The following is a 22820-nucleotide window of genomic DNA, read 5'->3' on the forward strand; positions in this document are numbered from 1 at the left end:
ACCTTATCAGGCCACCAATCTGTTCCACTCCGGGTGGCGTTTTAAAAAACCTTGTATGTATACGCAAAGCGGTACTATCTTTTTGCCTTGTGCCTCAATATAGGTAAAGGCTTTTTCTACCAGCGCGCCTGCTACGCCTTTGCCTTCCAGTTCCTGTGGTACTTCGGTATGTATCAGGTAATACTTATCGTGTTTAAGCAGGTAATCAATAAAGGCGCGGTGCCCTTCAACAGTAAGCTCGAAATTATGAACAGGCTCGTTGTTGATCAGTTCTACTTCTTCGTATTTCATGGTATTCAGGTTTTAATTACTGCAAGATAGTTAACTAAAATCAATTACCTATGGTTGAAAATATAAGGCTATCAGCCAACTCTATCTCCTGTTGGGTAATGGTATGCGGCCTGCCTTTAAATACCTTTACCGTGGTTTGGGCATTTAAATCAGTCAAAATAACATTGCTTTCTTCCACGCGGCTTACCGGCACATGCGGGTCAGGATCGCCAGTGGTAATGAGTACCGGGGTGTTCTTAAAATCACCCGAGTAACGGGAGGTTATCAATTCCTGACCGATCAATCCGCCGGTGAAAGCTACCACGCCGCCATATTGTTTGGCATTGCGGCCTACGTATTCAAGCGTTAAACAAGCCCCCTGCGAAAAGCCCAGGAAATAGATCTTCTCTGACGGGATTCCATCGGCTTCAATCTGTTTTACCAGTTCGCCGATGTTTTCCAGTGCCGAATCTAATGCCGGTTGGTTTTGGCTTTCGGGTGCCATAAAACTATAAGGATACCAGCTTTGGTTAGTAGCCTGCGGCGCGTAAATGGCCAAATCCTTAGTGTTGAGTTCGCGGGCCAGGCTCACAATGTTTGCGGCTGTACCGCCCCGGCCATGTAGCATGACCAGGGCGCCTTTAGCCTCTTCAGCGGGTGTCCCGGCGGTAATATATTGTTTAGTGTGTTGGTACATTTTAATATAAGCTTGGTAATGTTTCTTCTAACTGGGTACGGTATTGCTCGTATTGTGCAGGTAATTTTAAATGACTGCCCAATTCTTCTACCGGTTCGTCTACGCTGAAGCCCGGGTTATCGGTAGCAATTTCAAACAACACGCCACCCGGTTCGCGGAAGTACAGTGAGTAGAAATAGTTACGGTCAATTTTTTCGGTAATGTGTAAGCCCAAGGCAGCTATTTTATCCCTGTATTGCATTAACACTTCCTCATTTTTAACCCTGAAAGCTACGTGGTGTACCGAACCTCCGGCTACATGGCCTGCTATTTCTCCGGGTACTTCTACCAGGTCAACAATGGCCGCGTTATCAACCGCGTCGGTAATAAAACGGAAACGGTTTACATGCTGCTCCAGCAAACGGTAGCCAAATACATTAGTCAAAATATCGGCAGTTGGCTGCATTTTGTTGGTGGTAATGGTTACGTTGTAAAAACCTCTTGTAGCGTTTTCGGCTTTCACCTCATCGGTTTCCCATGGTAAGCGGTTATCCGGTGTTTTTGAAGCAATCAGTTCCAGTTTCAAACCGTCAGGATCTAAGAAGGTAAGGTATTGCTCACCGAATTTTTCAGAGATCTTGTTGTAAGTTACGTTATGGTCTTCAAAACGTTTCAACCAAAAATCTAAACTGCCTTCAGGTACTGAATAACCAATTTCGGTTGCTTGCCTGCTGCCTCTTCTGCCGGTTTGTATATTGCCCCATGGGAAGAAAGTTAACACAGTGCCCGGTGTCCCTTCTTTGTCGCCATAGTATAAGTGATATGTTTCGGGATCATCAAAGTTCACCGTTTTTTTGATCAGGCGTAAGCCTAAAATTTTGGTATAAAAATCGTAGTTGCGTTTGGCATTGCCTGCTATCGCAGTGATGTGGTGGATGCCGTTGATTGTATTTTCCATGTTGTGTTTTGTTTTCGTGTGTTATGATTTGTGATTTAACACTACAAAAGTACCACGCGTTTTTACGCCCGCACTTGACGTAGGATAAGAAATGAATGGAGTGGGATTTTGATGGTTTTTGCCGGAGATGAGGGTATAAGATTTACGAAGAGGGGGGCATTAGGAAAGATAGCGCCTGCCGCTTACCTCATAGTAATATCGCCGGTAATTGCACCATGTTCATAACATTTCGCCAAAAGCCATATCTGTATCCTTTTTGTTAATATTCCACATCAATAAGCATTATTGGTTAATTTTATAACATCTTATATAACCATATAAAATGCGCTCTATAATCAAAATAACACTTATTATAGTAATTGCTACGCTTAGCCATTGGCAAAGTTATGGGCAGGCCCGTAGTTCAATTGGCTTGGCGTATGGTATTAACAAACCCTTAACTACCGATTTTAAAACAGGCAGCGGGTTTAACCTGCAAAGCAGTATACGTGTTAGTAACAAAGTAGCCATAACACCTTCCCTGGGATATGAAAAGCTGAACGCGAACTTTCGTAATGTGTATGATTCGTATGGCTACAGGGTTTATTCTGTTGAGAATATCGGACTGGTTTACCTTGGTGTAGGCGCTAAGTATTACTTTAAAGAACGTTTTTTTGCACGCGCAGGCGCCATGTTATATTTGGGCGGCGGTAATGAAGACCTGGTGACGGGCGGTGTAGGCGGCGCACTTGCAGCAGGGTACGAACTTATGCTCGACAGGCATAGCGATCTTGAATTTACCCTCCGTACAGATCTTATCAACTTAAGATCCAGCGAAACCAAGATAACACCTGTTATCGGGTTAAAAGTGGCCTATAACTTTAACTTCCGCAGGCTATTATAGCAAATCTTATTCCTGCCCTGCATAAATAGGCTGTTCGGGGATGTTGTTGTAGGCATAATCTTCAACCAATATTTGCTCTTTACCGGTAACGTGGGTAATCCTGATCCATCCGTAATGATATTTCCCGTTGATCTTAAATTTCATACCCATGTAAGCATGTTGCTTGCCTATCCACGGGCCGATATAGGTTTTTTGTACGCCATTATCTCTTACACCAATAATGTTGCCGTGCATTTGCGGCACATTCCATTCATTTCCGTTGCCGGCACTGTCCTCTATTTTGGCGCCTTTTGCCAGTGACCGTGCCCATCGGGCGTTAAGTACTTCGGGGTTGCTTTGCAAAAGCAACTTGCTGCCGTTAGTAGTTTCGCCGTTTGCAAAGAGATAAAGATAGGGCAGATCATTTTCCTCAATCAGTACACTGCCAAATGAGTAATCATATTCACCATTTTGGTCGATATCAATTTCAATATGGCGTTGATAGGCCACTATGGCGTTTATCTCATGATGAATTATTTCGGCAGGATGATTACCGTCATCAGGAACACATTCGCATCTATCATCTTTGCAAGCCTGTAGCATTGCAGTTAAAACAATTGTGGTTAAGATCAGGTGTTTTTTCATTGTGATATTTAATTAACAAGCTGTTAGCTGTACACGGCTTGTATTACCATGACGGATACTACTTCACGAATGTGACAGCCTCCAATAATTTTTTACACAAAGAATTATTCTACCTGAAAAAATTTTACCCTACTTGGCTACCTTACAAACAGGCTCATGATGAACCGGGAAATTACATGAATTGGCGATAAAGCATAAGCTGTTGGCTTTATGATGCAGCTCATTGGCTTTGTCAACCATTGTTGCATCGCTCACAGTTACTTCGGGATGCAGGGTTACACTGGTGAAGCGCCCGCCGCCGTTATTGTCTTCCTGCATCACACCGGCGGCTTGGTCTGTATAGTTTACCACTACTACCCCGGCTTCGGCACAAAGGTGCAGATACCAAAGCAGATGGCAGCTCGATAGCGAAGCCACCAGCATTTCTTCGGGATTATACCGGGTGTTGTCACCGCGAAAAGAAGGATCGGACGAGCATAAGATGTCGGCCTTATTTTGTACCGACACCGTGTGGTTCCGGCTGTACGCGTTATAGCCGCTCGTGCCTGTTCCCTGGTTGCCTATCCAGTCAATTCGCGCCGAATATTGATGCTGCCTGCTCATTTTATGCCCTTGGTTTTATTTCCAAAATTACTCAATCAAATATTGGCTTTGGCCAAACAATTACCAAAATTTAGATGTTAAAACATGCGAAATGCCGTTTCTAAGCTGCAAAGTATATTTAATAGGTAGGATATGTTTAAACACGCATACCTACAAGTAGGTACTTGAAAAATGCCCGCTTTTTTAAGTTATACACCAATTATGAGTAATAAGTGTTGTTTTTTTTGAAAAATTGATAATTTTCTATTCGCTAAATGCTTTTAAAAATTCATTTTCAGTTCAAAATTTTCAAAAACTATAAAAAATTATCTTTTTCTGTTAATTTCTTGTTAAAAAGCGTTAAAAAATTAGCATTTAATAAATGAGGAATATATATTTGCAGCATACAATTTATCGGCCTAAAACAACTTGTTCTTTATGATAAATTTTATGAGGTCAGTTAATATAAAAAGAGAAAGTTGCTGCTTTCTCTTTTTTTGTGCCTTATAAATTTACATGTCTGAACGGGTAAATTTTCTTTCCCTTTGGTTAAACATAACTTAAGTTTTTGCTGTTAATGTGATACACTTAAACACTTGAGTTATGAACGAGATAACACCTGCCGAAAAAGACGGCAAATACGAATTTAAGATCAACTACTCCGAACGCGAGCTTAACTGCAAAGTGGAAAAGGAGCAAGACAAATTGCACGTGAGCATTGATGATAACATCAACGCCGAATTGAAGATCAATAACGATGGCAGCATTGAGCAGGTAGAAGGCACGCCCATCCCGGCATCTACTATCGATTATATCAAAAAACAAATATTAGGTCACCAGGTATAAAGCACATTGGGCGCGCCCGGAGGTTGCCCGTAAGAAAGGTCATGCTGAACTTGTTTCAGCACCCCACGAGCCAGGTAAACACTTTGCTTGGCTGAAACTTTCTTAATGAGATACCGAAATAAATTCGGCATGACGGATTGAGAAATCGATCTTCTCATTACTTGGATCAACACCGGGCGCGCCTTAACCTAACACCTCTTCCAGTATTTCGTGCGAGTGCACATTCCCAAAGTTTTCGATATGCAAAGCGTAATATTCCAGCAGCTTTGCAATTAAATACCGGCGCTCATCCATAGTCAGTTTTATGTTGGCGGCATTCTCAAAGCTGCAATGTAGCAGGTTATAAAAATTCTGCGTGTGCGGGGGCGATAGGTATAGTGTAGTATCAGGCTTCATGCGACTGAAAACTCCGTTCTTCATATCAAAATAATCGGCATTGCCAGCCCATGTCTTGTCAGGATAAAAACCCAGGTAACGGGTAAGCTGTATCAAAAACAGCAGGTGAAAATTGGCCAGTCCTTCGGTTTGATGATCGAGCCATTCAATAGCGCTGAATATAAAGCTGAACAAATTTTCATCAGCCGCTTGCTGCTTGGCGGCCTTGTACAACACTTCGTTCAAAAACATGGCGATGCTGCTTTTCACCACATCGTAGGGGATGGTTTTAAAAACCGGTGCATTCTTTAATTCTGAAATACGCTGCACCCCACCGTTGTTTTTATGATACACCACCAGATCGAGCAAATGCAGGGGCTGTATCATGTTGCGGCTTATTTTGGCCTTCGGCTTTTTTACCCCATTAATGAGGTACGATTGCAGCCCGAATTTTTCGGTGAAAATTTGTACCACCACGCTGCTTTCGCTGTAATCGGTAGTTTTAAATACAATTCCGCGGGTTTTATGCAGCATGGCAAAATAAAAGGCAAAGCTTTGGCAAAAATATCATCATTCCAACTATCAATGCAAAAACCGCGCTAACTACTACAGCAGCAGCGCTTACATCTTTTACATGGCCTGCCTTTTCGTTATACTGGGGCGATACCAGGTCGGTAAGTGTTTCTATAGCGGTATTCAGCAATTCGGTAAGTAATACAATGGCAATGCAAAGGATGATCCACAACCATTCGGCCGTGCTGATGCGCAGCCAAAAACCCATTGCTGCCGCTATAAGGGTGGCAACCGAGTGTATGCGAAAGTTAAGCTGTGTTTTAAACGCGTAGCCTATCCCCTTAAAAGCATAACCAAAACTGCGTATTACCTTTTTCATACTGTAAAAACTTGCTGCAATATGGGGCTTTTCAAAATTTAAACGGGTATCGGGGTTTAATTTTCATGCGTCAAAATAAGATATTTTGGTTAAAATTCCGTATTTTTGCAACCTCTAAAAAACGAGGTAGAACATATTGATGTACAACGAATATAAGCAGTTAAACTTATCTAAAACCGGAAAAGAGATCCTTGAGTTTTGGAAAGCCAACAACATATTTGAAAAAAGTATCAGGAGCCGTCCTGCTGATAATCCTTACACCTTTTACGAGGGGCCGCCGTCTGCCAATGGTATGCCGGGTATACACCACGTAATGGCGCGTTCAATTAAGGATATTTTTTGCCGTTACAAAACACTTAAAGGTTACCGTGTTAAGCGTAAAGGCGGCTGGGATACCCATGGCTTGCCTATTGAGCTGGCCGTTGAAAAAGCGTTGGGCATTACTAAAGACGATATCGGCAAAAAGATCACCGTAAAAGAATACAACGATGCCTGCCGTAAGGAGGTAATGAGGTATACCGATGTATGGAACGATCTGACCGAAAAAATGGGCTACTGGGTTGATCTTAAAAACCCTTATGTAACCTACGAAAACGAGTACATTGAAAGCCTTTGGTGGATACTGCAACAATTTTACAATAAAGGCCTGTTATACAAAGGCTATACGGTACAACCTTACTCGCCAAAATCGGGTACCGGTTTAAGCTCGCACGAGCTGAACCAGCCGGGCACTTACAAAATGGTGAAAGATACCACCATTACCGCCCAGTTCAAGGTAAAGCGTGATGGTGATTCGGAGTTTTTGTTTGAAGGGATAGATACCGATGTGTTTATACTCGCCTGGACAACCACTCCGTGGACATTGCCGTCAAACTGTGCCCTTGCCGTTGGCGAAAACATTACTTATGCCAAAATCAGCACCTTTAACCCATACACTTACCAGCCGGTTTGCGTAGTGTTGGCTAAAGACCTGGTTAAAAAATATTTTAAAGCCGAATGCGAAAACGCTTCGTTTGCCGATTACAAAGGCGGCGATAAGGTGATCCCTTACAAAATAGAAGCCGAGTGCAAAGGCAGCCAACTGGTAGGTATCCATTACGAGCAGCTAATGCCGTATGTAACCAATGCCGACCTGGAAGCGAATGCTTTCCGTGTGATCCCAGCAGATTTTGTTACTACTGAAGATGGTACCGGTATAGTACACACCGCGTCTGTTTTTGGCGCGGATGACTTTAGGGCCTGTAAAGAGAACAATGTACCATCAGTAATGGTGCTTGACGAAGCAGGCAAAGAAGTACCGCTGGTTGATAAACAAGGCCGCTTTGTTGATGAAGTGACCGACTACGCCAAACGCTACGTTAAGGAAGAATACTACAGCGATGCCGAACGTGCCGAAGCGGATTTTAAACCGACCGATGTACTCATCGCCATTAAACTGAAAGAAGAGAACAAGGCGTTCGACGTTAAAAAATACGAGCACAGCTACCCACACTCGTGGCGTTCAGATGAGCCGATATTATATTATCCGCTGGATAGCTGGTTTATCCGCACTACCGCGGTTAAGGATAAAATGGTTGCTCTTAACAAAACCATCAACTGGAAACCGGAGTCGACCGGCACAGGTCGTTTTGGTAACTGGCTGGAGAACTTGGTTGACTGGAACCTGTCGCGCTCACGCTACTGGGGCACCCCGTTGCCAATTTGGAGAGAAGAGAACGGACCTGAAGAAAAATGTATCGGTTCAATTGCTGAACTGAAACAGGAAATAGAAAAATCCATAGCCGCGGGCTTAATGCCTGCCGGGTTCACCATTGATGATATGCACCGCCCGTATGTTGATGATATCATTCTAACTTCATCAACCGGCAACAAAATGTTCCGCGAACCCGACCTGATCGACGTTTGGTTTGACAGCGGCGCTATGCCGTACGCGCAATGGCACTTCCCTTTTGAAAATAAAGAGGAATTTAAAAATGCCTACCCGGCAGATTTTATCGCCGAAGGCGTTGACCAAACCCGTGGCTGGTTCTTTACCTTGCACGCCATAGCCGTTATGCTAAGCGAAAGCAGCGACGAGATAGAAGACATCAACAAAGCCGTAGGCAATGCCGGTATAGCGTTTAAAAACGTGGTATCAAATGGTTTGGTGCTGGATAAGAACGGCAACAAAATGTCGAAACGTTTAGGTAACGCTACCGATCCGTTCGAAACATTAGAGCAATACGGCGCTGATGCTGCCCGCTGGTACATGATCAGCAACGCGTCGCCATGGGATAACCTTAAATTTAACCTGGAGGGCTTGGATGAAGTGCGCCGTAAATTCTTCGGTACACTTTACAATACCTACTCGTTCTTCGCGATGTATGCCAACATCGATAAATTTACTTACAACGAAGCCGAGATAGCCATAAAAGACCGCCCGGAGATTGACCAGTGGATCATTTCCCTGCTGAATACTCTAAGCAAAGAGGTTGATGGTTTTTATGCTGATTTTGAGCCTACCAAGGCTACCCGCGCTATACAGGATTTTGTTGACGCGCATTTCAGCAACTGGTATATCCGTTTAAGTCGCAGGCGTTTCTGGAGGTCTGATAACTCGGATGATAAACTATCGGCCTATCAAACCCTTTATACCTGTTTAACTACAATTACTAAACTGATAGCGCCTGTAGCGCCTTTCTTTGCCGACAGATTATTTAACGATTTGAACTCGGTTACTAAAAAGGAAGAGTTTGAATCGGTACACCTGGCGTACTTCCCTGTTTATCACGACGATCTGGTAAATAAAGACCTGGAAGAACGCATGCAAATGGCACAGGATATATCATCGCTGGTATTATCATTACGTAAAAAGGTAAGTATAAACGTTAGGCAGCCCTTAAGTAAAATTTTATTGCCTATATTGGATAAGAATTTTGCGCATCAGGTTGACCAGGTAAAAGAGCTGATATTATCCGAAACCAACATTAAGGATATAGAGTATATTACCGATGCCGCGGGTTTTATTAAGAAGAAGATAAAACCCAACTTTAAGGCACTGGGCCAAAAAGTGGGTAAGGATATGAAGCTGGTAGCCGATGCGATAAACAACTTTAGCCAGGCCGATATTACCGAACTGGAAACAAACGGTACTATAAATGTGTTGGAAGGCAAGTATCAGCTACAGATAACCGACGTTGAAATTATTGCTGAAGATGTACCCGGCTGGCAAGTTGCAAATTTAGGCAAACTAACCGTGGCTTTAGATGTTACCGTTACCGGTGAACTAAAACAGGAGGGTATATCGCGCGAGTTTGTGAACCGTGTTCAGAACTTACGCAAGAGCCTCGACTTTGATGTAACTGACAAAATAAACGTACGCGTTAATTGCAACCCGGTAATATGGGAAGCAATACAAAACAATTTATCGTACATTTGCGCCGAAATTTTAGCCGACAGCATTGTGCTTGATAATGAGCTGACTGAAGGCGAAAAAGTAACGATTGACGATAGTGAACTATTGATTTCTATAAGTAAAATATAATGGCAACTGAAAACGTAAAAACCAGATATTCTGACGTTGAACTAAAAGAATTTAAAGACATCATTCTTGAAAAACTGCGTGTGGCTAAAGAAGAGTTAAACTCTTTGGCAACTTCATTAAGCTCACCAAACGCTAACGGTACTGATGATACCGCCGGTACTTACAAAACTTTGGAAGATGGATCGGCTACGCTTGAAAAAGAGCAGATCAACCAGTTAGCTGCAAGGCAGAAGAAATTTATTGAGCAGCTAGAGGCAGCATTGGTACGTATTGAAAATAAAACGTATGGCATTTGCCGCGAAACCGGTAAACTGATACAAAAAGAACGTTTACGCGCCGTACCGCACACTACCCTCAGCATGGAGGCCAAACTGAAGCAGAATTAATGAAAGCTTCGTACGCTAAACCTTTTTTTGTTGCCGCGTTAATTATTCTTGCCGATCAAATTATTAAGATATGGGTGCGCACGCACATGTATCTTGGGGAAGAAATAAAGTTTTTAGGCAACCGTGGTATGCTGCACTATACCGAAAATAACGGTATGGCCTTCGGGATGGAGCTGGGAGGCGAAATTGGCAAGCTTGTTTTAACGCTGTTCCGCATTGTGGCGGTAATAGCTATAGGTTACGGGCTGGTACACCTCATTAAGCATAAATATCACCGCGGCCTTATCATGAATGTGGCCCTTATATTGGCCGGTGCTGTAGGTAACATTATCGACTCTACCTTTTACGGGGTTATCTATAAATACGCGCCGTTGTTTCATGGCCGTGTGGTTGATATGTTCTATTTTCCGCTGATATCAGGTCATTTCCCAAAATGGTTCCCGGTATGGGGAGGCGAAGATTTTGTATTTTTCCGCCCGGTATTTAACCTTGCAGATTCTGCCATATCAGTAGGTGTTATATTGATACTGATATACCAAAAGCGCTACTTCAAACAGGAAGAGCCCGAAGTAAGCAGCCCCAACAGCGAAGTTGTTGAAGAGTAAATTATACTTTATATAGATATTGAAGAGCCGCTTTTAGCGGCTTTTTTTGCTTTGGGAGGTAATTATCTGTCGGTGATCAAATCCTGAGTATTCTGCTATAAAATAGTTTCATCGGTGACGCAAAAGGTATTAGGAAGACCATAATGTCATGCTGAACTTGTTTCAGCATCCCACGAGTAAGGTGAACACTTTGCTTGCCTGAGCCTTTTCTAATGAGATGCCGAAATAAATTCGGCATGACGGATTAAGAAATTGGTATTCTCAACACCTGCGGTTAGCAATGCGAAATACAAAGCCAAGCCTTAATAATACATAAATGCTTAAATTGCCCTGTCAATTACATATATGGAAACCAGTCTTATTCTGCAAAGCATCTCTAAATACATTCACCTTACGCCCGAAGAGGGCGCGTATTTTATTACTCTGTTGCAGACCAAGCAGTTAAAACGCAAGGAGTTTTTGCTGGAAGATGGTGAAATATGTAAGTACTCCGCCTTTATTACTTCGGGATGTATGAAGGGTTTTACGGTAGATCATAACGGTTTTGAGCACGTAATGAATTTCGCGCCGCCGGGCTGGTGGATAGCTGATATGTATAGTTTGATCAGTCAGAAACCCGGCAACCTGAATATTGAGGCCAACGAGCCTACCGATATATTGCTGCTCTCGAAAGCCAACCAGGAAAAACTATATATACAGGTGCCCAAGTTTGAGCGCTTCTTTCGCATCATTACCGAAAATTCATTGGTAGCCTATCAGCAACGGCTGATGGATAACCTGAGCCTCGCGGCCGAAGAGCGGTACAATAATTTCTGTAAGCGGTACCCATCGCTTATCAACGCGTTGCCTAAAAAGGATATCGCCTCGTATATAGGTGTAACGCCCGAATTTTTTAGCCGTATGCAGGCCAAAATACTGCGCAGCCCGGCTAAGTAGTTTCATTTCTTAATCTACATCAAGTGCCTGCGGGTTTGGCGGCCGTACTTTTGTTGTATCAAATAACAAAATGGTCATGGCAAAATCAATCATACACAAGGCAGCAACAAGAGGCTTCGCAAATTTAGGCTGGCTTAAAAGCTACCACACTTTCAGTTTTTCGGGTTATTATAACCCCGAAAGGATACAGTTTGGCGCGCTAAGGGTTTTGAATGATGATACTGTTGATGGCGGCCGCGGTTTCGGCGATCATCCGCACGATAATATGGAGATCATTTCCATACCGTTATCAGGCGAACTAAAACATCGCGACAGCATGGATAACGAAGCCGTGATTAAGCCCGGCGAAATACAGGCCATGAGCGCGGGTACAGGTATTTACCATACCGAATTTAACAACAACCCTAACCAGGCGGTTAAATTTTTGCAGATATGGCTTTACCCCAACAAGCGCAATGTGCAGCCACGTTACGACCAGGTTGCTATAAATACTACAGAAAAAAATGTGCTGCACCAGATATTATCGCCCAATGCCGATGATGCAGGTGTGTGGATACACCAGGATGCCTGGTTCCATACAGGGCAGTTAACCGCGGACACAACTGCTACATACAATATAAAGAAAAACGGTAACGGGGTATACGTGTTTGTGATAAGCGGGGATGTTACCGTTAATGGCCAAAGCCTGAACGAGAGAGATGGAATGGGAATTTGGGATATCGACGCTTTAGAAATAAAGGCCGATAGTGATGTTCAGGTGCTTTTGATGGACGTACCAATGGTTGTTAATGTTTAAGGAGATGGAGAAGAAGGAGATTTTAGTGATTGGGACCAATCCCGGCATTATACAAACCATTGTGCGGCTCATCAATAATAATGAGCTATGGAACGGCACCGGCGTACTCAGCGCCGATGATGCCGTTAATGCTTTTGAAAATAACCCGTTTGATGTGGTACTGTTTGGCGGCGGCCTGCTCGATGATGAAGAGAAAGAGCTAAGCATCATCTTCAGGGCTATCAAGGCTGATATTCCGCTGGTTAAACACTATGGCGGCGGCAGCGGGCTATTAAGCTGCGAAATATACCAGGCGCTGGGCGTATAGGGTAAGGTGTTGGTAGACAATCAATGTCATGCTGAACTTGTTTCAGCATCCCAAGAGTAGAGTAAACACTTTGCTTATTTGAGACTTTTCCAATGAGATGCCGAAATAAATTCGGCATGACGGGTTAAGAAATTAGTCTTTCCCAACACCTGTGGGCGTGTAGGGTAAACTTCAAATTATTAATCTATATACTTTTTATAGGTAGGTTTATAACCAAGCAAATAGGCGAAAGGTGTTAATACACCAAATCCTATCTTTTGCACCAAATAGGGCGGTTTTATCAGCCTGAAAACATCCGAAAATTTATTTACGGTAAGGGCAAGCTGCAAAATATTGGGCATGCCCTTATCATTTACCTTACCATCAGCTGCCAGGCCCCAGGTGGTTTCAAACAAGTATTCGGTTTGCATGGCAGGGCGTACCTGCCAGTTGATCACTGCTTTGGTACTGTTATCGTTCCACATGGCGTGTACTTTGTTGGGTGGGATGTGCAGCGTATCGCCGGGTTTCAGGGTACGTATTTCGCCATCTATTCTTACACGCAGTTCTCCCTCCAATACTTCAAAATCTTCCGACTGATAAGGGTGATAATGTTCTGGTGGTTCGGTAGAGCGGGCATGGTAGGTGCTCTCCATTTCCAGCAGTTTGCCCTGGGTATCATTATACGTTTGTATAAATTTTATGTGCTGCCCGGTTACGGGGTTCTTCAAAATTTTACCGCTGTATGCCATAAGTATTTAAGGTTAATAAATACATTACGCACACAGCGGCAAAACATTACAGCCGCACCTGATATTTCTATTTAACTTTCTTTTTTGGCAACATCTTCCTGCTGCTCCTTTTCTTTATCGTCTTTATCCTTGTCCTTATCTTTTTTGCGGTTTCGGTTCAGCTTGATCTTTATTTTGCCGTCGTCGCCATCGGTAGCCAGCAGGTGTATCACTATACCTTTCATACGTTTTTTATCACGTTCGGCTTTGTCGGTTATTTTATAGTCGTCCTTCGGGTTACGTAGGGGAACATCCAATGCGATATTGGTGCCCGTGGTAAGCGAATAAATACCGGCAATATCCATATTCAACACGCTCGAATTGATTTGCATAGGATTAATAGTGATCAGGTTGCCGCGCAGGTCGAATTTTCCACCCAAATTGGAGAATTTGATGTTATCCAGATCGCGGAACGGAAATGCGAACTTACCCACGCTTTTGATAGGGGCGAAGGATAGCAGAGCGCCTTCTTTAAGGTTAAAAGTGATGGTGCCATTTACCGATCGCGGCACCAGATCGCCGGTGTTACTGATACGGCCGCTCACATTAGCTGTTGACGAAAGATAGCCCCGCAAGTTGCTGGATGTTAAGCTGGTTAAACCGAAATTACTGAACGCGTAAAAGAAATGGCTGATATCCACATTGTTTACCTTGCTGTTGATCGCGAAGCTGTTGTATGGCCCGTTCTGGATGATCTTACCGTTAAGGTTGAGCGAACCACCCGCGTGTTTAACGCTTACATTGCGGATGAGCAGGCTGTTATTGGCCAGTAAAATATCCGCTTTGGCATCAGTAGCTAAAAACTTTTTATAGTATACCTTATCTACACTCAGGTGCATTTGGGCGCTGCCTTTTTCAAATATGGCGTTCACCTGGTCGGCCAGGTTTGACCTTCGCGGATTGCGTTTCACGGGGCGTTTTACCACGGTACGCGCGTTCAGTATCCCCAAAAACTCACCCAAATACATTTGCGGACTACGGATATTCCATGTCAGCAAGATCTTTTCGGGCGCGTTATAATAAAGGTTCAAAAAGTTGCTGATCTTTCCTTCCATCAAAACCACGCTGCGCCCGCTTTGCAAACGGATGTTGTTCAGCATCAGGTTATCGCCCGCGAAATGTATCGATAGTGATGTGTTTTTCAGGTCGAGGTTACGGGGCAGGTATTTAATATCGGCATTGCTGATGCTTACAATACCGGTAAGTATGGGCTTGTTCAGTTTATAATCAACAACATCGGCGGTATAGCGCAGCTTCAGTTTGGCATTGCCCTTGCTGAATTTAAAGGCTTCTTCACCCAAAACAGGGTTCAGCCTGATCAGCGGAAAATCTGACCGGAAAGTACCTATCACCAACGGCTTATTAAGGTTAGCGATAATAGAAGTATCGGCCGTAAAAGGGATATAATCGTATTTGCCGGTAAAGCGGAAAAGTTTAATAGCCGAATTTTCATCGCCCAAACCTTTACCCTTTACGTAGTTGTTAGTGAATACCCCATCAAAATTACAATCTTCCACCGTACCACCCGGACTGGTCAATGTATTGTTGCGCACTTTGCAATCCACATCAATAGCCGGATCGCCGCCGCCGCCAAAATCGCCTGCTATGGTGGCGTTTACCAGCAATGGTTTGGCCAGGTTAAACATGTTCAGCTTTTCGGTAATGTTAGGTGCCAGTAAAGCGCCGGCATGTCGCCATAACAGCTCATCGGCATGAATCTTAATGGTGAAATTAACCGGGTCTTTAGCCATGTTAAACACCGCACCAATGGTGAACAGGTCTTCACCAATGTATAGCTTATTAGGCGCTACGTTGATCACCTGGCTATCCGAAGTGTAGTCAATATCAAACGGGCCTTTCAGTACCTTATCCTTAATAAAACTACCGCGACGGGTGTTAAATGCCAGGCTTACCACGCGGGTATCCATATCCAGGTGCGCTTTCCAACCTTCGCTTGGGTAATCAACCTTACCTTTTAACGAGCGTACCTCAAACTTGAATAGTTTATACGCCTTACGGTTATCTACCGCGAATTTTACATTATTAAAGTTGATGCGTTGTATAATGGGTGGCTCGCTGCTTTCAGTGTCTTTCGGTTTATTAGGATCGGGTTTCTTTTTGCCGAACACTGCCGTATTGCTGTAGCCGGTGCTATCGGTAAACAGATCGATAGACGCATTATTGATCACAATTTTATTAATATCCACATCGCCCATCAATAACGACAACGCGTTTACTGATACGCCTACATCGCCTGCTTGCAGTAAAGTATGATGGTGTTTTGCCCACTGGTTGTCTTTCAACAATACGTTTTTTAACGATACCGATACACCCGGAAAGCCTGAGAAAAAGGTAGGGTCGATATCGCCGATGGATAATGAACCATCGAGGCTTTTATTGAGCGTATTGGTTATCAAGGTTAATACCTTTTGCTTGTTATAGCTTACATAAACGGTAAGGCCTATAAAAATAATTATAATAAGGGCCACAAAGCCCCCTAATACCTTAAGCGTAGTTTTTAACCATTTGGGCATAAAAATATATATTGAAATGCGTGTACTAAAGATTATATGCCTGTTAAGCAAAATACATTCCAACACCCGGGCTTAAACCCAACAGGAATATTTAAGCAGTTGGCAATGCCGCTCTGCTTAGTTCATATTGTATTTTTTATAAACCGTATTGTTAAGTTTTGAGGCGATAACCAACTTAATAATAAGCATCCCGATAATTACCGATACCAGTATTTGCAAGGTTGACAGCAGGTTGAAACTACTGGCGTTAAATGCCGATTGTTTAATAAGGTCTTTACCCACGGCAGATTGTATATTTATGAGCTTACTCAGCAATGTAATGCTGTTTTTGTGCGTGTTAAGCACGTTTTGATCATAAACAGCATGGGCTTCGGCATGCTGATTAGCAGCCAGCAGCCTAATGATGCTTGCTTCGGCTACGGTCAATAATTTGTTGTTATGCTTAAGCTGATCTATAAATTCGGGTTCGCTTTTTACCAGGTAGGTGCCCTCAAACTGTGTGATGAGCTTGCTGATACTGGCGTTGATATACTTAAGCTGCTGATGGGTAGCCGTAACATTTTCGCTATTGTTAAGCGCGCTTTCGAGCAATGCCTTTTTACTATGCAGGTTGTCGCTTATATAATACAGGTCGGTAGCCGGAATCAGCCTGTCGTTATAAATTGATTTTACCGAATAATTGATATTATCGAGGTTGCGGCCGCCAATTACACTGGTCAATATCGCGAAAAGCATGATGCAAAAAAGCAGCATGGCAACTTTTGTCTTCTGCTGAATAAAGAGCGTCCATTTCATAGCTGTAAAGATTAATAACCCTGCGGGGAGGATGGTGGTTTATAGTTATGCAATACAATATCCGTATAAATTAATTGTAAAGCAAGGGTTTCGTTATGGGTATATTATCGTGAAGAATATTTAAGTGTAAGCAACAAACAAAAAAGCCCTCCATCCGCTTAAATTAGCAGAAAATGAAACGTATGGCGCAATCACTCAACAATCAATCAGCATTAATTACGGGCGGCGATAGCGGGATAGGCAAAGGTGTGGCAATTGCCATGGCCAAAGCCGGGGCAAGGGTAGTGATCAACTACGCGCATAACGAAGAAGCCGCTAATGAAACCGTAAAAGAAATTACAGCAGGCGGCGGCGAAGCCTACGCCCACAAAGCCGATGTAAGCAGCGAAAGCGATGTGCAGGCCATGTTTGCCGCCATGTTTGAGCGTTACGGCACTATTGATATACTGGTGAGTAATTCGGGCATGCAAAAGGATGCTAAATTTGTTGATATGACGCTGGATGAGTGGCAGAAGGTGATCAACGTAAATCTTACAGGTCAGTTCTTGTGTGGAAGGGAGGCTGCACGCGAGTTAATCCGGCGTGGTGTGGTGGAGAGCAGGAGCAAAGCCGCCGGGAAGATCATTTGCATGAGTAGCGTGCACGAGGTGATACCATGGGCAGGCCATATTAATTACGCGGCCAGCAAAGGCGGTGTAATGATGATGATGAAAAGTATGGCGCAAGAACTGGCTCCGCATAAAATACGTGTGGTAGGTATAGGCCCCGGTGCTATAAAAACCCCCATCAACAAAGCCGCCTGGGAAACCCCCGAAGCGATGGATAAACTGTTGGAGCTGATACCTTACAACAGGATAGGCCAGTCCGAGGATGTGGGCAAGCTGGCCGTATGGCTGGCATCTGACGAGGCCGACTATATAACCGGTACCACCATTTTTGTAGATGGGGGCATGACGCTCTATCCCGGCTTTGCCGATAACGGTTAAACACAAAAAAGGCCTGCGTTTTTAGTGCGGGCCTTTAATTGTGTGGTAATATTAAACTGTGGTAATACAGTATTATATAACCGGGTTTTTAGCGTAATCAGCCCAAAGCTCATCAACGTTTTTACTGGTAAGTTCTTTCCAGGTATCGGCAGTGTAAGTGTGCGCCCTTAAGCGTTTATCAAGCTCCACAACCAGTTTTTTATTGTTGGTTTTTTCTATCCAAACAAAAAAGCGCGCGGTAATGCGGTAGCTGTTTTTATAGCTCTGGGTTTCTTTATACTCGGGCATGGTCCATTTTGAGCCTTCGTTATCCACACCAAATTTAAAGCGTACATAATCGGCAATACCTTCGGTTAACCAAACCGGACCGGCACTGTAACCGTACTCCTGTACAATGTGCATTACTTCGTGGGTAACCACGTCAACATCAGTAGGTTTACGCAGCATCCATCCTGGGTTAAAGCGGATAATACCATCGCTGGCAGCTGCCACGCCTTTGTAGCCGGGGTCAACAATAAAGGTTACCGTGCGGGTAGTTTTCTTATTGTATTTTTTTGCTTCGGCAGGGTATACTTTAAAAAAGGCGTCTATCATGCGGGTTTTAACCGAATCACCGGCCGCTTGCGCAAAGGTTGAATCTTTGTTGATGAATATCAGCGTATAACCTTTTTTAGTGATAGAGTCGCGGGTAAGATAAGTGCCTATGGTAGTCCATTTACCTTGCGCGCTTGCCGTTAAGGCCTGCATGCAGCATAGTACGGCAATTGTAAATACGGTAACTTTTAATTTCATTTTTTTCTGCTTGATCTTGATTAATATTTAACGTTAGGGAAGTCTTTTTGAGCTTGTTTAAATTGGGTTTCCCACTCATCGGGCCAGCCGAATGCTATGGTAGCCTGTTCTTTCAGGTTAACACCCGCGGCACCGCTCCAAAAGTGGATAAACTCGCCCCAGTTTAAATCGCGGCTATACTCTTTACCATTTTTAGGGAAGTTGGCAGCCAGTAAAACAAAATATTTGTTTAACACCGTTGCGCCGCCGTATTTGCTGTAAATAGGGTAGAACCAGTTCTTAAACCATTGCGAACCTGCACGCGGAAAATCGTCGGTTTGGGTTTGCATTTCATTGTAGATCTTGTCCGCTTCGGCCTTTTTATCCAAAGCCAGCAATACATCGTAAATGTAGATCTCCATCCACTTGCTATCGCCCCACAGCGGGAACGAAGGTGAATTTTTGATGCCTTTTGATGCGCCTTCTACAATGTGGCCCACTTCGTGGATAGGGATGGCGATATCTGTACCGGTAGGATTTTGCCACGCGTTGAAATCGCTCGAACCCATATCAACCACGTTACGGTTATCGTGACTGGCATCAAAGTACGATGCCGGGTGCCCGCCGCTATATTTACCCGCGTGGAAGATAACGTAAAGGCGTTTGCCAGTACCGAAATCGCCGTAAGTTTTTTTAGTGTAGCGCCATACATCACCCATAACTTTGTAAGGCCAGGTAATGCTGCGTTTTACATCACTGTCATAATAAACAGCAACAACACTATCATAATACACGCGTGTAAGGTTTTGATTGTGCTCAAACCAGTGCTCTTTCCATCTTTCGGGCGGAGCGGCTTCTGCCTCAACAGGTGTTTTGATGGTATCAATAGGATTGGGGGGATTGATATTATCGGATGGCCTGGCCTTATCCTTACTGCACGAAATAAAAACTTCGCCGATGATCAACGCTGCCAGGGCAGCCGATTTTATGATAGTCATTGTTATTAAGAGGTATTTGGTGGTTTATAAAAAGGGAAGCGTTCCTCGCGAACGCTTCCCAAATATAATTAACTATTCTGTAAAACGATATAGCTCACTAAAACCTATAATACATCACGTGTAACGTGTTGCATTTTAACAGTTATCAGGTAAGTACCTTCCTGAAATAAACGCACGGTAAAACGTGGATTAGCACTGTAACCCCTATCAGGAGTTGGTGTAAAACCATCATCAATTTTTGCGAATTTACCAGGTATACGATAGTAAATGGTAAAGCCCTGTGCAGCTCCCTGGAATGGGAAAGGGGTTACCTCGAAGTTACAGGTTAACGAAGTATCTGAAACAATAAGCGGGTGGAATTTCGCAAATGTTTCAAAATCACTCCTGTCGCCACGTTTCAAATATTCACCGTTTTTAGGGTTGAAAGGAACACCATTTTTGTCAACAATTTTTAAGATAGCCAGTGTACCTGTCGAAGCCAGTTTTTGTACGGTAACTTTTGGCTCGCCAATGTCACCATTTTGATCGGTCCCGTCTTTAAACCAAGCGCCACCACCTGCGTCAATTTTTGCGATATCGCCGGGTTCAACACTAAATGTGGCTACATTTTTATAAGTTTTTGTACCGAACTCATTAGTGGCTTTTATATCAAATTCATATTTACCCAGAGGAATAAATGATGAGGTTTGTAAAAAAGTAAACGCACCTGTGTGTGAGTTAAATTCAAAAGGAGGTGTTTCTATTTTTGAGCGTATTTGATTTAACTGTTCAACCGTTGTGATAACATTAGGGTCAAATGCCGATGAAAATACATACCGGCCGCGTGCTTTGTATACCGAATCGGCATGTTGGTGGGTAACAGCGTCGCGTATATCTAATAATTCATAAGTTACCGGGGCGCTTGATCCGTCATTATCAACCGCAACCGTTTGCACAATAATACCTTGTGGTATACGCATAGGGTTATCGCGGTAGCGTATCTGATCGCTCAGGTAGCCGTGCGGTGCTTTAACGCATGAATATACACCAGCTATAACTAAAGCAATAAGTATTGGTTTTATTAATTTTTTCATGTTAGTTATTATTAATGTATGTTAATTGTTCTTATCGCCAAAATAGGTGAACGTATGGTTGTCGCTTAACACGTGCAGTGTTCCTGTTGTGGTGATTATACCTGTTGTTTGGCAAAGCGTGCTTAAAAACTGATCGTCATTAAGGGCTGCCACTCCATCTATATCATTAGGTAGTGGTTTGCCATCTTCAGTTAATACCAGCTTAGTAAAGAAAATGTACTTTGGCAAAGTGGTAAATACCCCGCTTGTGTAATCGGTAGTAGGGCGTAACTGTATCAATCGTTTTTCGCCATCGTTAGCGGCTACATATTTACCTTTAACATCAAGATTATCATAAGCAATCCTGTCTTTAAACATATAGGCTTTCAATGAATCCCGTAGCGGGCTTTGCGGAGTTAACTCAAGAGAGTCAAAAGTGAAAACTAAGTTTTCATCGCCCTGTACACGTTTTTGATTTTGTACAAGATTTACATAAGCATGTATTGAATAATTAGTGAAAGCGAAGAAAGTTCCGCTTTTATTCACATCATCTTTCAGGTTCATCTTATCAATCATGATCAGCAGTGTATCAAACTTATGATTGGTTTTCAGGTAATCATAGGTACTCATGTTCACTTTTGCCTCGAAAAGGCTACCACCTATTACGTAGTCTTTTTTACATGAATAAAAGGTAAGGACAGCAAAAATGCCCAGTATAAATATTTTTAATGGTTTCATTTTCATATCAGTTTACGTTTACAGTTTACCTTGCCAGTATGGTGTTTGAGTTATCACAAAATCATCTTTAAACATATTAGGGTCAATAGGCCAAAGAGCTCCGCCGGTATTAATGCGGTCATCACTGAAAACGGAATTATAATCGCCAAAGTAATGCGCTGTTGTTGAGCCTTGATGCAGTGTTCTTACCAGGTCATAATATGACTGACCTTCGTAATACAATTCGCGTAAACGTTCCTGTAGTATCACGGAAGTAAGCGCATCGCCGGTTACACCGTTAATTGACGGTACATGCGCTCTTTGACGAACCCTGTTCAGCAATATCACAGCTTCGTTGTCGCGGCCAAGTTGATTGAGCGCCTCGGCTCTTAACAGCATTATATCTGCAAGCCTGAAAATGATCAGGTTGTTTGATAAACGAGGGTCATTCTTAGCTGAACCATCGGCATAAGTGATGTTTGAAAATTTAATGGTTTGCCCAACAGTAGACTGCGCCTGGAATAAGAACTTCCTGTAACGAAAATCTGTTGAATCCTTAAATATCTTATTGATATATTCTTTATTGGTTGGCCAGTTAACCTGTGTTCTTTTATCAATAAACGGAGCTGCCAATGTTGGTGCGTAACCACCGCCGTTAAGCGATATGCCTTCACCCTGTCCGTAACTCACGTTTATTTCAAAAATACCTTCAAGAGATTTGCCAATAAAAACTTTAGCATACTCAGATGAATCTGCAAGTGCGTAACCACCCTGTGTAATTACCGTATTAGCGGCAACTTCACTACCGGCATAATCATGTTGCCATGCTTTAATATGGGCTTCTAAAGCGAAAGCGCTGCCTTTGTTGGCACGTACGGCACGTTCGTTCTCGTCATTATACCCGAAGGTTAAATTATCTTCAGCTATTTTAACATCGGCCAGGCACTGTTTTAATACAGCGGCGGCTGGTGAACGGGGTACGTTTACAGCTTGCGAAACATCTAGATCGGGTGCTAACTTAAGTGGAATATCGCCCCATACACGGCTCATATAAAAATAGGTATAAGCCCTTAAAAAGTGTGCTTCGCCTATTATACGGGCCTTGTCATCCTGATTGGTGAATTTTTCAATCGGTATGCCGGGTACCTTATTAATAACAAGGTTAATTTGCTGCAATAACTTAAAATAGTTTTTCCAGTTCCATATACCCGGGCCAACGTTAAGGCCGGTAAACTCTCCGCGTGATATATTGTAATTGGCATTATCCAAACTACCATTTATGCTAAATTCATTTGAAGGCGCATCACCAAATACATGGTAGGAATAGTTATCAAACAAAGCCGAACGCAACAGGGAGTAAGCACCTGAAATAGCGGTGTTGGCATCCTGTCCGTTGGTAAAGTAAGCTCCGGTGAAGGTAGTATTGTGCGGCTCCAGCTCAAGTATCTTTTTACATGAACTTGCACCCAACAGCCCGGCTGCTAACCCCAGTACTGCTATATATTTTTTTGAAAGTATTTTCATCGCTTTTTACTTAG

The 22820-nt window shown here is 43.2% G+C and carries 24 protein-coding genes; 9 read left to right on the forward strand and 15 right to left on the reverse strand.

All coding sequences use genetic code 11. The annotated features are described in order from the left end of the window. Positions 1 to 6 precede the first annotated feature (6 nt). The 3 genes from ABD894_RS09555 to ABD894_RS09565 are packed head-to-tail and all read right to left on the reverse strand — an operon-like array spanning position 7 to position 1904. Positions 7 to 291: a GNAT family N-acetyltransferase gene (locus tag ABD894_RS09555; RefSeq protein ID WP_345210791.1), complete on the reverse strand. Its 285-nt coding sequence runs from the start codon at positions 289 to 291 to the stop codon at positions 7 to 9. A 40-nt stretch (positions 292 to 331) separates the two neighbouring features. Beyond that, the gene (locus tag ABD894_RS09560) at positions 332 to 967 is read right to left on the reverse strand and encodes an alpha/beta hydrolase (RefSeq protein WP_345210792.1); all 636 of its coding nucleotides are present in this window, start codon (positions 965 to 967) and stop codon (positions 332 to 334) included. Position 968: 1 nt separating this feature from the next. After that, positions 969 to 1904, reverse strand: a complete 936-nt coding sequence (locus ABD894_RS09565; RefSeq protein WP_345210793.1) for a ring-cleaving dioxygenase — start codon at positions 1902 to 1904, stop codon at positions 969 to 971. A gap of 322 nt (positions 1905 to 2226) precedes the next feature. Between ABD894_RS09565 and ABD894_RS09570 the strand changes: the two genes are divergently transcribed. Continuing rightward, entirely contained in the window at positions 2227 to 2787 is a 561-nt protein-coding gene (locus tag ABD894_RS09570; protein ID WP_345210794.1) for a DUF3575 domain-containing protein, read from the forward strand. 6 nt (positions 2788 to 2793) lie between these two features. Here the strand turns inward: ABD894_RS09570 and ABD894_RS09575 are convergent, their stop codons facing one another. Then, positions 2794 to 3411 (reverse strand): hypothetical protein, encoded by a 618-nt coding sequence (locus ABD894_RS09575; protein WP_345210795.1) that lies wholly within the window; start codon positions 3409 to 3411, stop codon positions 2794 to 2796. A gap of 129 nt (positions 3412 to 3540) precedes the next feature. Then, positions 3541 to 4014, reverse strand: coding sequence for an OsmC family protein (locus ABD894_RS09580; protein ID WP_345210796.1), 474 nt, complete (start codon positions 4012 to 4014; stop codon positions 3541 to 3543). 582 nt (positions 4015 to 4596) lie between these two features. Here ABD894_RS09580 and ABD894_RS09585 point away from each other — a divergent pair. Further along, positions 4597 to 4839 (forward strand): hypothetical protein, encoded by a 243-nt coding sequence (locus ABD894_RS09585; protein WP_345210797.1) that lies wholly within the window; start codon positions 4597 to 4599, stop codon positions 4837 to 4839. A 183-nt stretch (positions 4840 to 5022) separates the two neighbouring features. Here ABD894_RS09585 and recO read toward each other — a convergent pair whose 3' ends face one another. Together recO and ABD894_RS09595 are read right to left on the reverse strand one after the other, a co-directional pair. Next, a complete protein-coding gene (gene recO / locus ABD894_RS09590) occupies positions 5023 to 5748 on the reverse strand; it encodes a DNA repair protein RecO (protein WP_345210798.1) in 726 nt (241 codons plus the stop codon). After that, positions 5738 to 6106, reverse strand: a complete 369-nt coding sequence (locus ABD894_RS09595; RefSeq protein WP_345210799.1) for a diacylglycerol kinase family protein — start codon at positions 6104 to 6106, stop codon at positions 5738 to 5740. The genes recO and ABD894_RS09595 overlap by 11 nt, the downstream gene beginning before the upstream one ends. A 139-nt stretch (positions 6107 to 6245) precedes the next feature. Between ABD894_RS09595 and ileS the strand changes: the two genes are divergently transcribed. From ileS to ABD894_RS09625, 6 genes are all read left to right on the forward strand, one after another. Continuing rightward, positions 6246 to 9629 (forward strand): isoleucine--tRNA ligase, encoded by a 3384-nt coding sequence (ileS, locus tag ABD894_RS09600; RefSeq protein ID WP_345210800.1) that lies wholly within the window; start codon positions 6246 to 6248, stop codon positions 9627 to 9629. Beyond that, positions 9629 to 10015: a TraR/DksA family transcriptional regulator gene (locus tag ABD894_RS09605; RefSeq protein ID WP_345210801.1), complete on the forward strand. Its 387-nt coding sequence runs from the start codon at positions 9629 to 9631 to the stop codon at positions 10013 to 10015. The genes ileS and ABD894_RS09605 overlap by 1 nt, the downstream gene beginning before the upstream one ends. Further along, positions 10015 to 10620, forward strand: coding sequence for a lipoprotein signal peptidase (locus tag ABD894_RS09610; RefSeq protein WP_345210802.1), 606 nt, complete (start codon positions 10015 to 10017; stop codon positions 10618 to 10620). Before ABD894_RS09605 ends, ABD894_RS09610 begins: the two co-directional genes overlap by 1 nt. A 345-nt stretch (positions 10621 to 10965) precedes the next feature. After that, a complete protein-coding gene (locus ABD894_RS09615; RefSeq protein ID WP_345210803.1) occupies positions 10966 to 11556 on the forward strand; it encodes a Crp/Fnr family transcriptional regulator in 591 nt (196 codons plus the stop codon). Positions 11557 to 11632: 76 nt separating this feature from the next. Then, positions 11633 to 12352 carry a pirin family protein gene (locus ABD894_RS09620; protein WP_345210804.1) on the forward strand — a complete coding sequence of 240 codons (720 nt, stop codon included), beginning with the start codon at positions 11633 to 11635 and terminating at the stop codon, positions 12350 to 12352. A 4-nt stretch (positions 12353 to 12356) separates the two neighbouring features. Continuing rightward, positions 12357 to 12659, forward strand: coding sequence for a hypothetical protein (locus tag ABD894_RS09625; protein WP_345210805.1), 303 nt, complete (start codon positions 12357 to 12359; stop codon positions 12657 to 12659). Between the two features lie 179 nt (positions 12660 to 12838). Here the strand turns inward: ABD894_RS09625 and ABD894_RS09630 are convergent, their stop codons facing one another. The 3 genes from ABD894_RS09630 to ABD894_RS09640 all read right to left on the reverse strand — a co-directional run bounded on the left by ABD894_RS09630 (position 12839) and on the right by ABD894_RS09640 (position 16758). Beyond that, the gene (locus ABD894_RS09630; RefSeq protein ID WP_345210806.1) at positions 12839 to 13390 is read right to left on the reverse strand and encodes a cupin domain-containing protein; all 552 of its coding nucleotides are present in this window, start codon (positions 13388 to 13390) and stop codon (positions 12839 to 12841) included. 71 nt (positions 13391 to 13461) lie between these two features. Continuing rightward, on the reverse strand, positions 13462 to 15963 hold the full coding sequence (locus ABD894_RS09635) for an AsmA family protein (RefSeq protein ID WP_345210807.1): 2502 nt from the start codon (positions 15961 to 15963) through the stop codon (positions 13462 to 13464). A gap of 117 nt (positions 15964 to 16080) precedes the next feature. Next, entirely contained in the window at positions 16081 to 16758 is a 678-nt protein-coding gene (locus tag ABD894_RS09640; protein ID WP_345210808.1) for an MCP four helix bundle domain-containing protein, read from the reverse strand. A gap of 173 nt (positions 16759 to 16931) precedes the next feature. Between ABD894_RS09640 and ABD894_RS09645 the strand changes: the two genes are divergently transcribed. Beyond that, on the forward strand, positions 16932 to 17744 hold the full coding sequence (locus tag ABD894_RS09645) for an SDR family oxidoreductase (RefSeq protein WP_345210809.1): 813 nt from the start codon (positions 16932 to 16934) through the stop codon (positions 17742 to 17744). A 72-nt stretch (positions 17745 to 17816) separates the two neighbouring features. On the opposite strand, the gene ABD894_RS09650 is transcribed toward ABD894_RS09645, so the two are convergent. The 5 genes from ABD894_RS09650 to ABD894_RS09670 all read right to left on the reverse strand — a co-directional run bounded on the left by ABD894_RS09650 (position 17817) and on the right by ABD894_RS09670 (position 22806). After that, positions 17817 to 18536, reverse strand: coding sequence for a basic secretory protein-like protein (locus ABD894_RS09650; RefSeq protein WP_345210810.1), 720 nt, complete (start codon positions 18534 to 18536; stop codon positions 17817 to 17819). Positions 18537 to 18556: 20 nt separating this feature from the next. Continuing rightward, the gene (locus tag ABD894_RS09655; protein WP_345210811.1) at positions 18557 to 19513 is read right to left on the reverse strand and encodes a hypothetical protein; all 957 of its coding nucleotides are present in this window, start codon (positions 19511 to 19513) and stop codon (positions 18557 to 18559) included. 104 nt (positions 19514 to 19617) lie between these two features. Beyond that, positions 19618 to 20586 carry a DUF5007 domain-containing protein gene (locus tag ABD894_RS09660; RefSeq protein WP_345210812.1) on the reverse strand — a complete coding sequence of 323 codons (969 nt, stop codon included), beginning with the start codon at positions 20584 to 20586 and terminating at the stop codon, positions 19618 to 19620. Between the two features lie 21 nt (positions 20587 to 20607). Beyond that, complete coding sequence (locus ABD894_RS09665) at positions 20608 to 21303, reverse strand: hypothetical protein (protein WP_345210813.1); 696 nt, start codon at positions 21301 to 21303, stop codon at positions 20608 to 20610. An 18-nt stretch (positions 21304 to 21321) separates the two neighbouring features. Next, positions 21322 to 22806, reverse strand: a complete 1485-nt coding sequence (locus ABD894_RS09670) for a RagB/SusD family nutrient uptake outer membrane protein (RefSeq protein WP_345210814.1) — start codon at positions 22804 to 22806, stop codon at positions 21322 to 21324. Positions 22807 to 22820 lie beyond the last annotated feature (14 nt).

The sequence above is a fragment of the Mucilaginibacter gynuensis genome (genome assembly GCF_039541195.1).
GTDB lineage: Bacteria > Bacteroidota > Bacteroidia > Sphingobacteriales > Sphingobacteriaceae > Mucilaginibacter > Mucilaginibacter gynuensis.

Coding starts and splice junctions, on each gene's coding strand:
- ABD894_RS09595 (WP_345210799.1), bottom strand. CDS start 6,106: ATGAAAAAGGTAATACGCAGTTTTGGTTATGCTTTTAAGGGGATAGGC.
- ABD894_RS09660 (WP_345210812.1), bottom strand. CDS start 20,586: ATGAAAAAATTAATAAAACCAATACTTATTGCTTTAGTTATAGCTGGT.
- ABD894_RS09635 (WP_345210807.1), bottom strand. CDS start 15,963: ATGCCCAAATGGTTAAAAACTACGCTTAAGGTATTAGGGGGCTTTGTG.
- ABD894_RS09665 (WP_345210813.1), bottom strand. CDS start 21,303: ATGAAACCATTAAAAATATTTATACTGGGCATTTTTGCTGTCCTTACC.
- ABD894_RS09630 (WP_345210806.1), bottom strand. CDS start 13,390: ATGGCATACAGCGGTAAAATTTTGAAGAACCCCGTAACCGGGCAGCAC.
- ABD894_RS09645 (WP_345210809.1), top strand. CDS start 16,932: ATGAAACGTATGGCGCAATCACTCAACAATCAATCAGCATTAATTACG.
- recO (WP_345210798.1), bottom strand. CDS start 5,748: ATGCTGCATAAAACCCGCGGAATTGTATTTAAAACTACCGATTACAGC.
- ABD894_RS09615 (WP_345210803.1), top strand. CDS start 10,966: ATGGAAACCAGTCTTATTCTGCAAAGCATCTCTAAATACATTCACCTT.
- ABD894_RS09560 (WP_345210792.1), bottom strand. CDS start 967: ATGTACCAACACACTAAACAATATATTACCGCCGGGACACCCGCTGAA.
- ABD894_RS09555 (WP_345210791.1), bottom strand. CDS start 291: ATGAAATACGAAGAAGTAGAACTGATCAACAACGAGCCTGTTCATAAT.
- ABD894_RS09650 (WP_345210810.1), bottom strand. CDS start 18,536: ATGAAATTAAAAGTTACCGTATTTACAATTGCCGTACTATGCTGCATG.
- ABD894_RS09605 (WP_345210801.1), top strand. CDS start 9,629: ATGGCAACTGAAAACGTAAAAACCAGATATTCTGACGTTGAACTAAAA.
- ABD894_RS09670 (WP_345210814.1), bottom strand. CDS start 22,806: ATGAAAATACTTTCAAAAAAATATATAGCAGTACTGGGGTTAGCAGCC.
- ABD894_RS09655 (WP_345210811.1), bottom strand. CDS start 19,513: ATGACTATCATAAAATCGGCTGCCCTGGCAGCGTTGATCATCGGCGAA.
- ABD894_RS09575 (WP_345210795.1), bottom strand. CDS start 3,411: ATGAAAAAACACCTGATCTTAACCACAATTGTTTTAACTGCAATGCTA.
- ABD894_RS09570 (WP_345210794.1), top strand. CDS start 2,227: ATGCGCTCTATAATCAAAATAACACTTATTATAGTAATTGCTACGCTT.
- ABD894_RS09565 (WP_345210793.1), bottom strand. CDS start 1,904: ATGGAAAATACAATCAACGGCATCCACCACATCACTGCGATAGCAGGC.
- ABD894_RS09640 (WP_345210808.1), bottom strand. CDS start 16,758: ATGAAATGGACGCTCTTTATTCAGCAGAAGACAAAAGTTGCCATGCTG.
- ABD894_RS09610 (WP_345210802.1), top strand. CDS start 10,015: ATGAAAGCTTCGTACGCTAAACCTTTTTTTGTTGCCGCGTTAATTATT.
- ileS (WP_345210800.1), top strand. CDS start 6,246: ATGTACAACGAATATAAGCAGTTAAACTTATCTAAAACCGGAAAAGAG.
- ABD894_RS09625 (WP_345210805.1), top strand. CDS start 12,357: ATGGAGAAGAAGGAGATTTTAGTGATTGGGACCAATCCCGGCATTATA.
- ABD894_RS09585 (WP_345210797.1), top strand. CDS start 4,597: ATGAACGAGATAACACCTGCCGAAAAAGACGGCAAATACGAATTTAAG.
- ABD894_RS09620 (WP_345210804.1), top strand. CDS start 11,633: ATGGCAAAATCAATCATACACAAGGCAGCAACAAGAGGCTTCGCAAAT.
- ABD894_RS09580 (WP_345210796.1), bottom strand. CDS start 4,014: ATGAGCAGGCAGCATCAATATTCGGCGCGAATTGACTGGATAGGCAAC.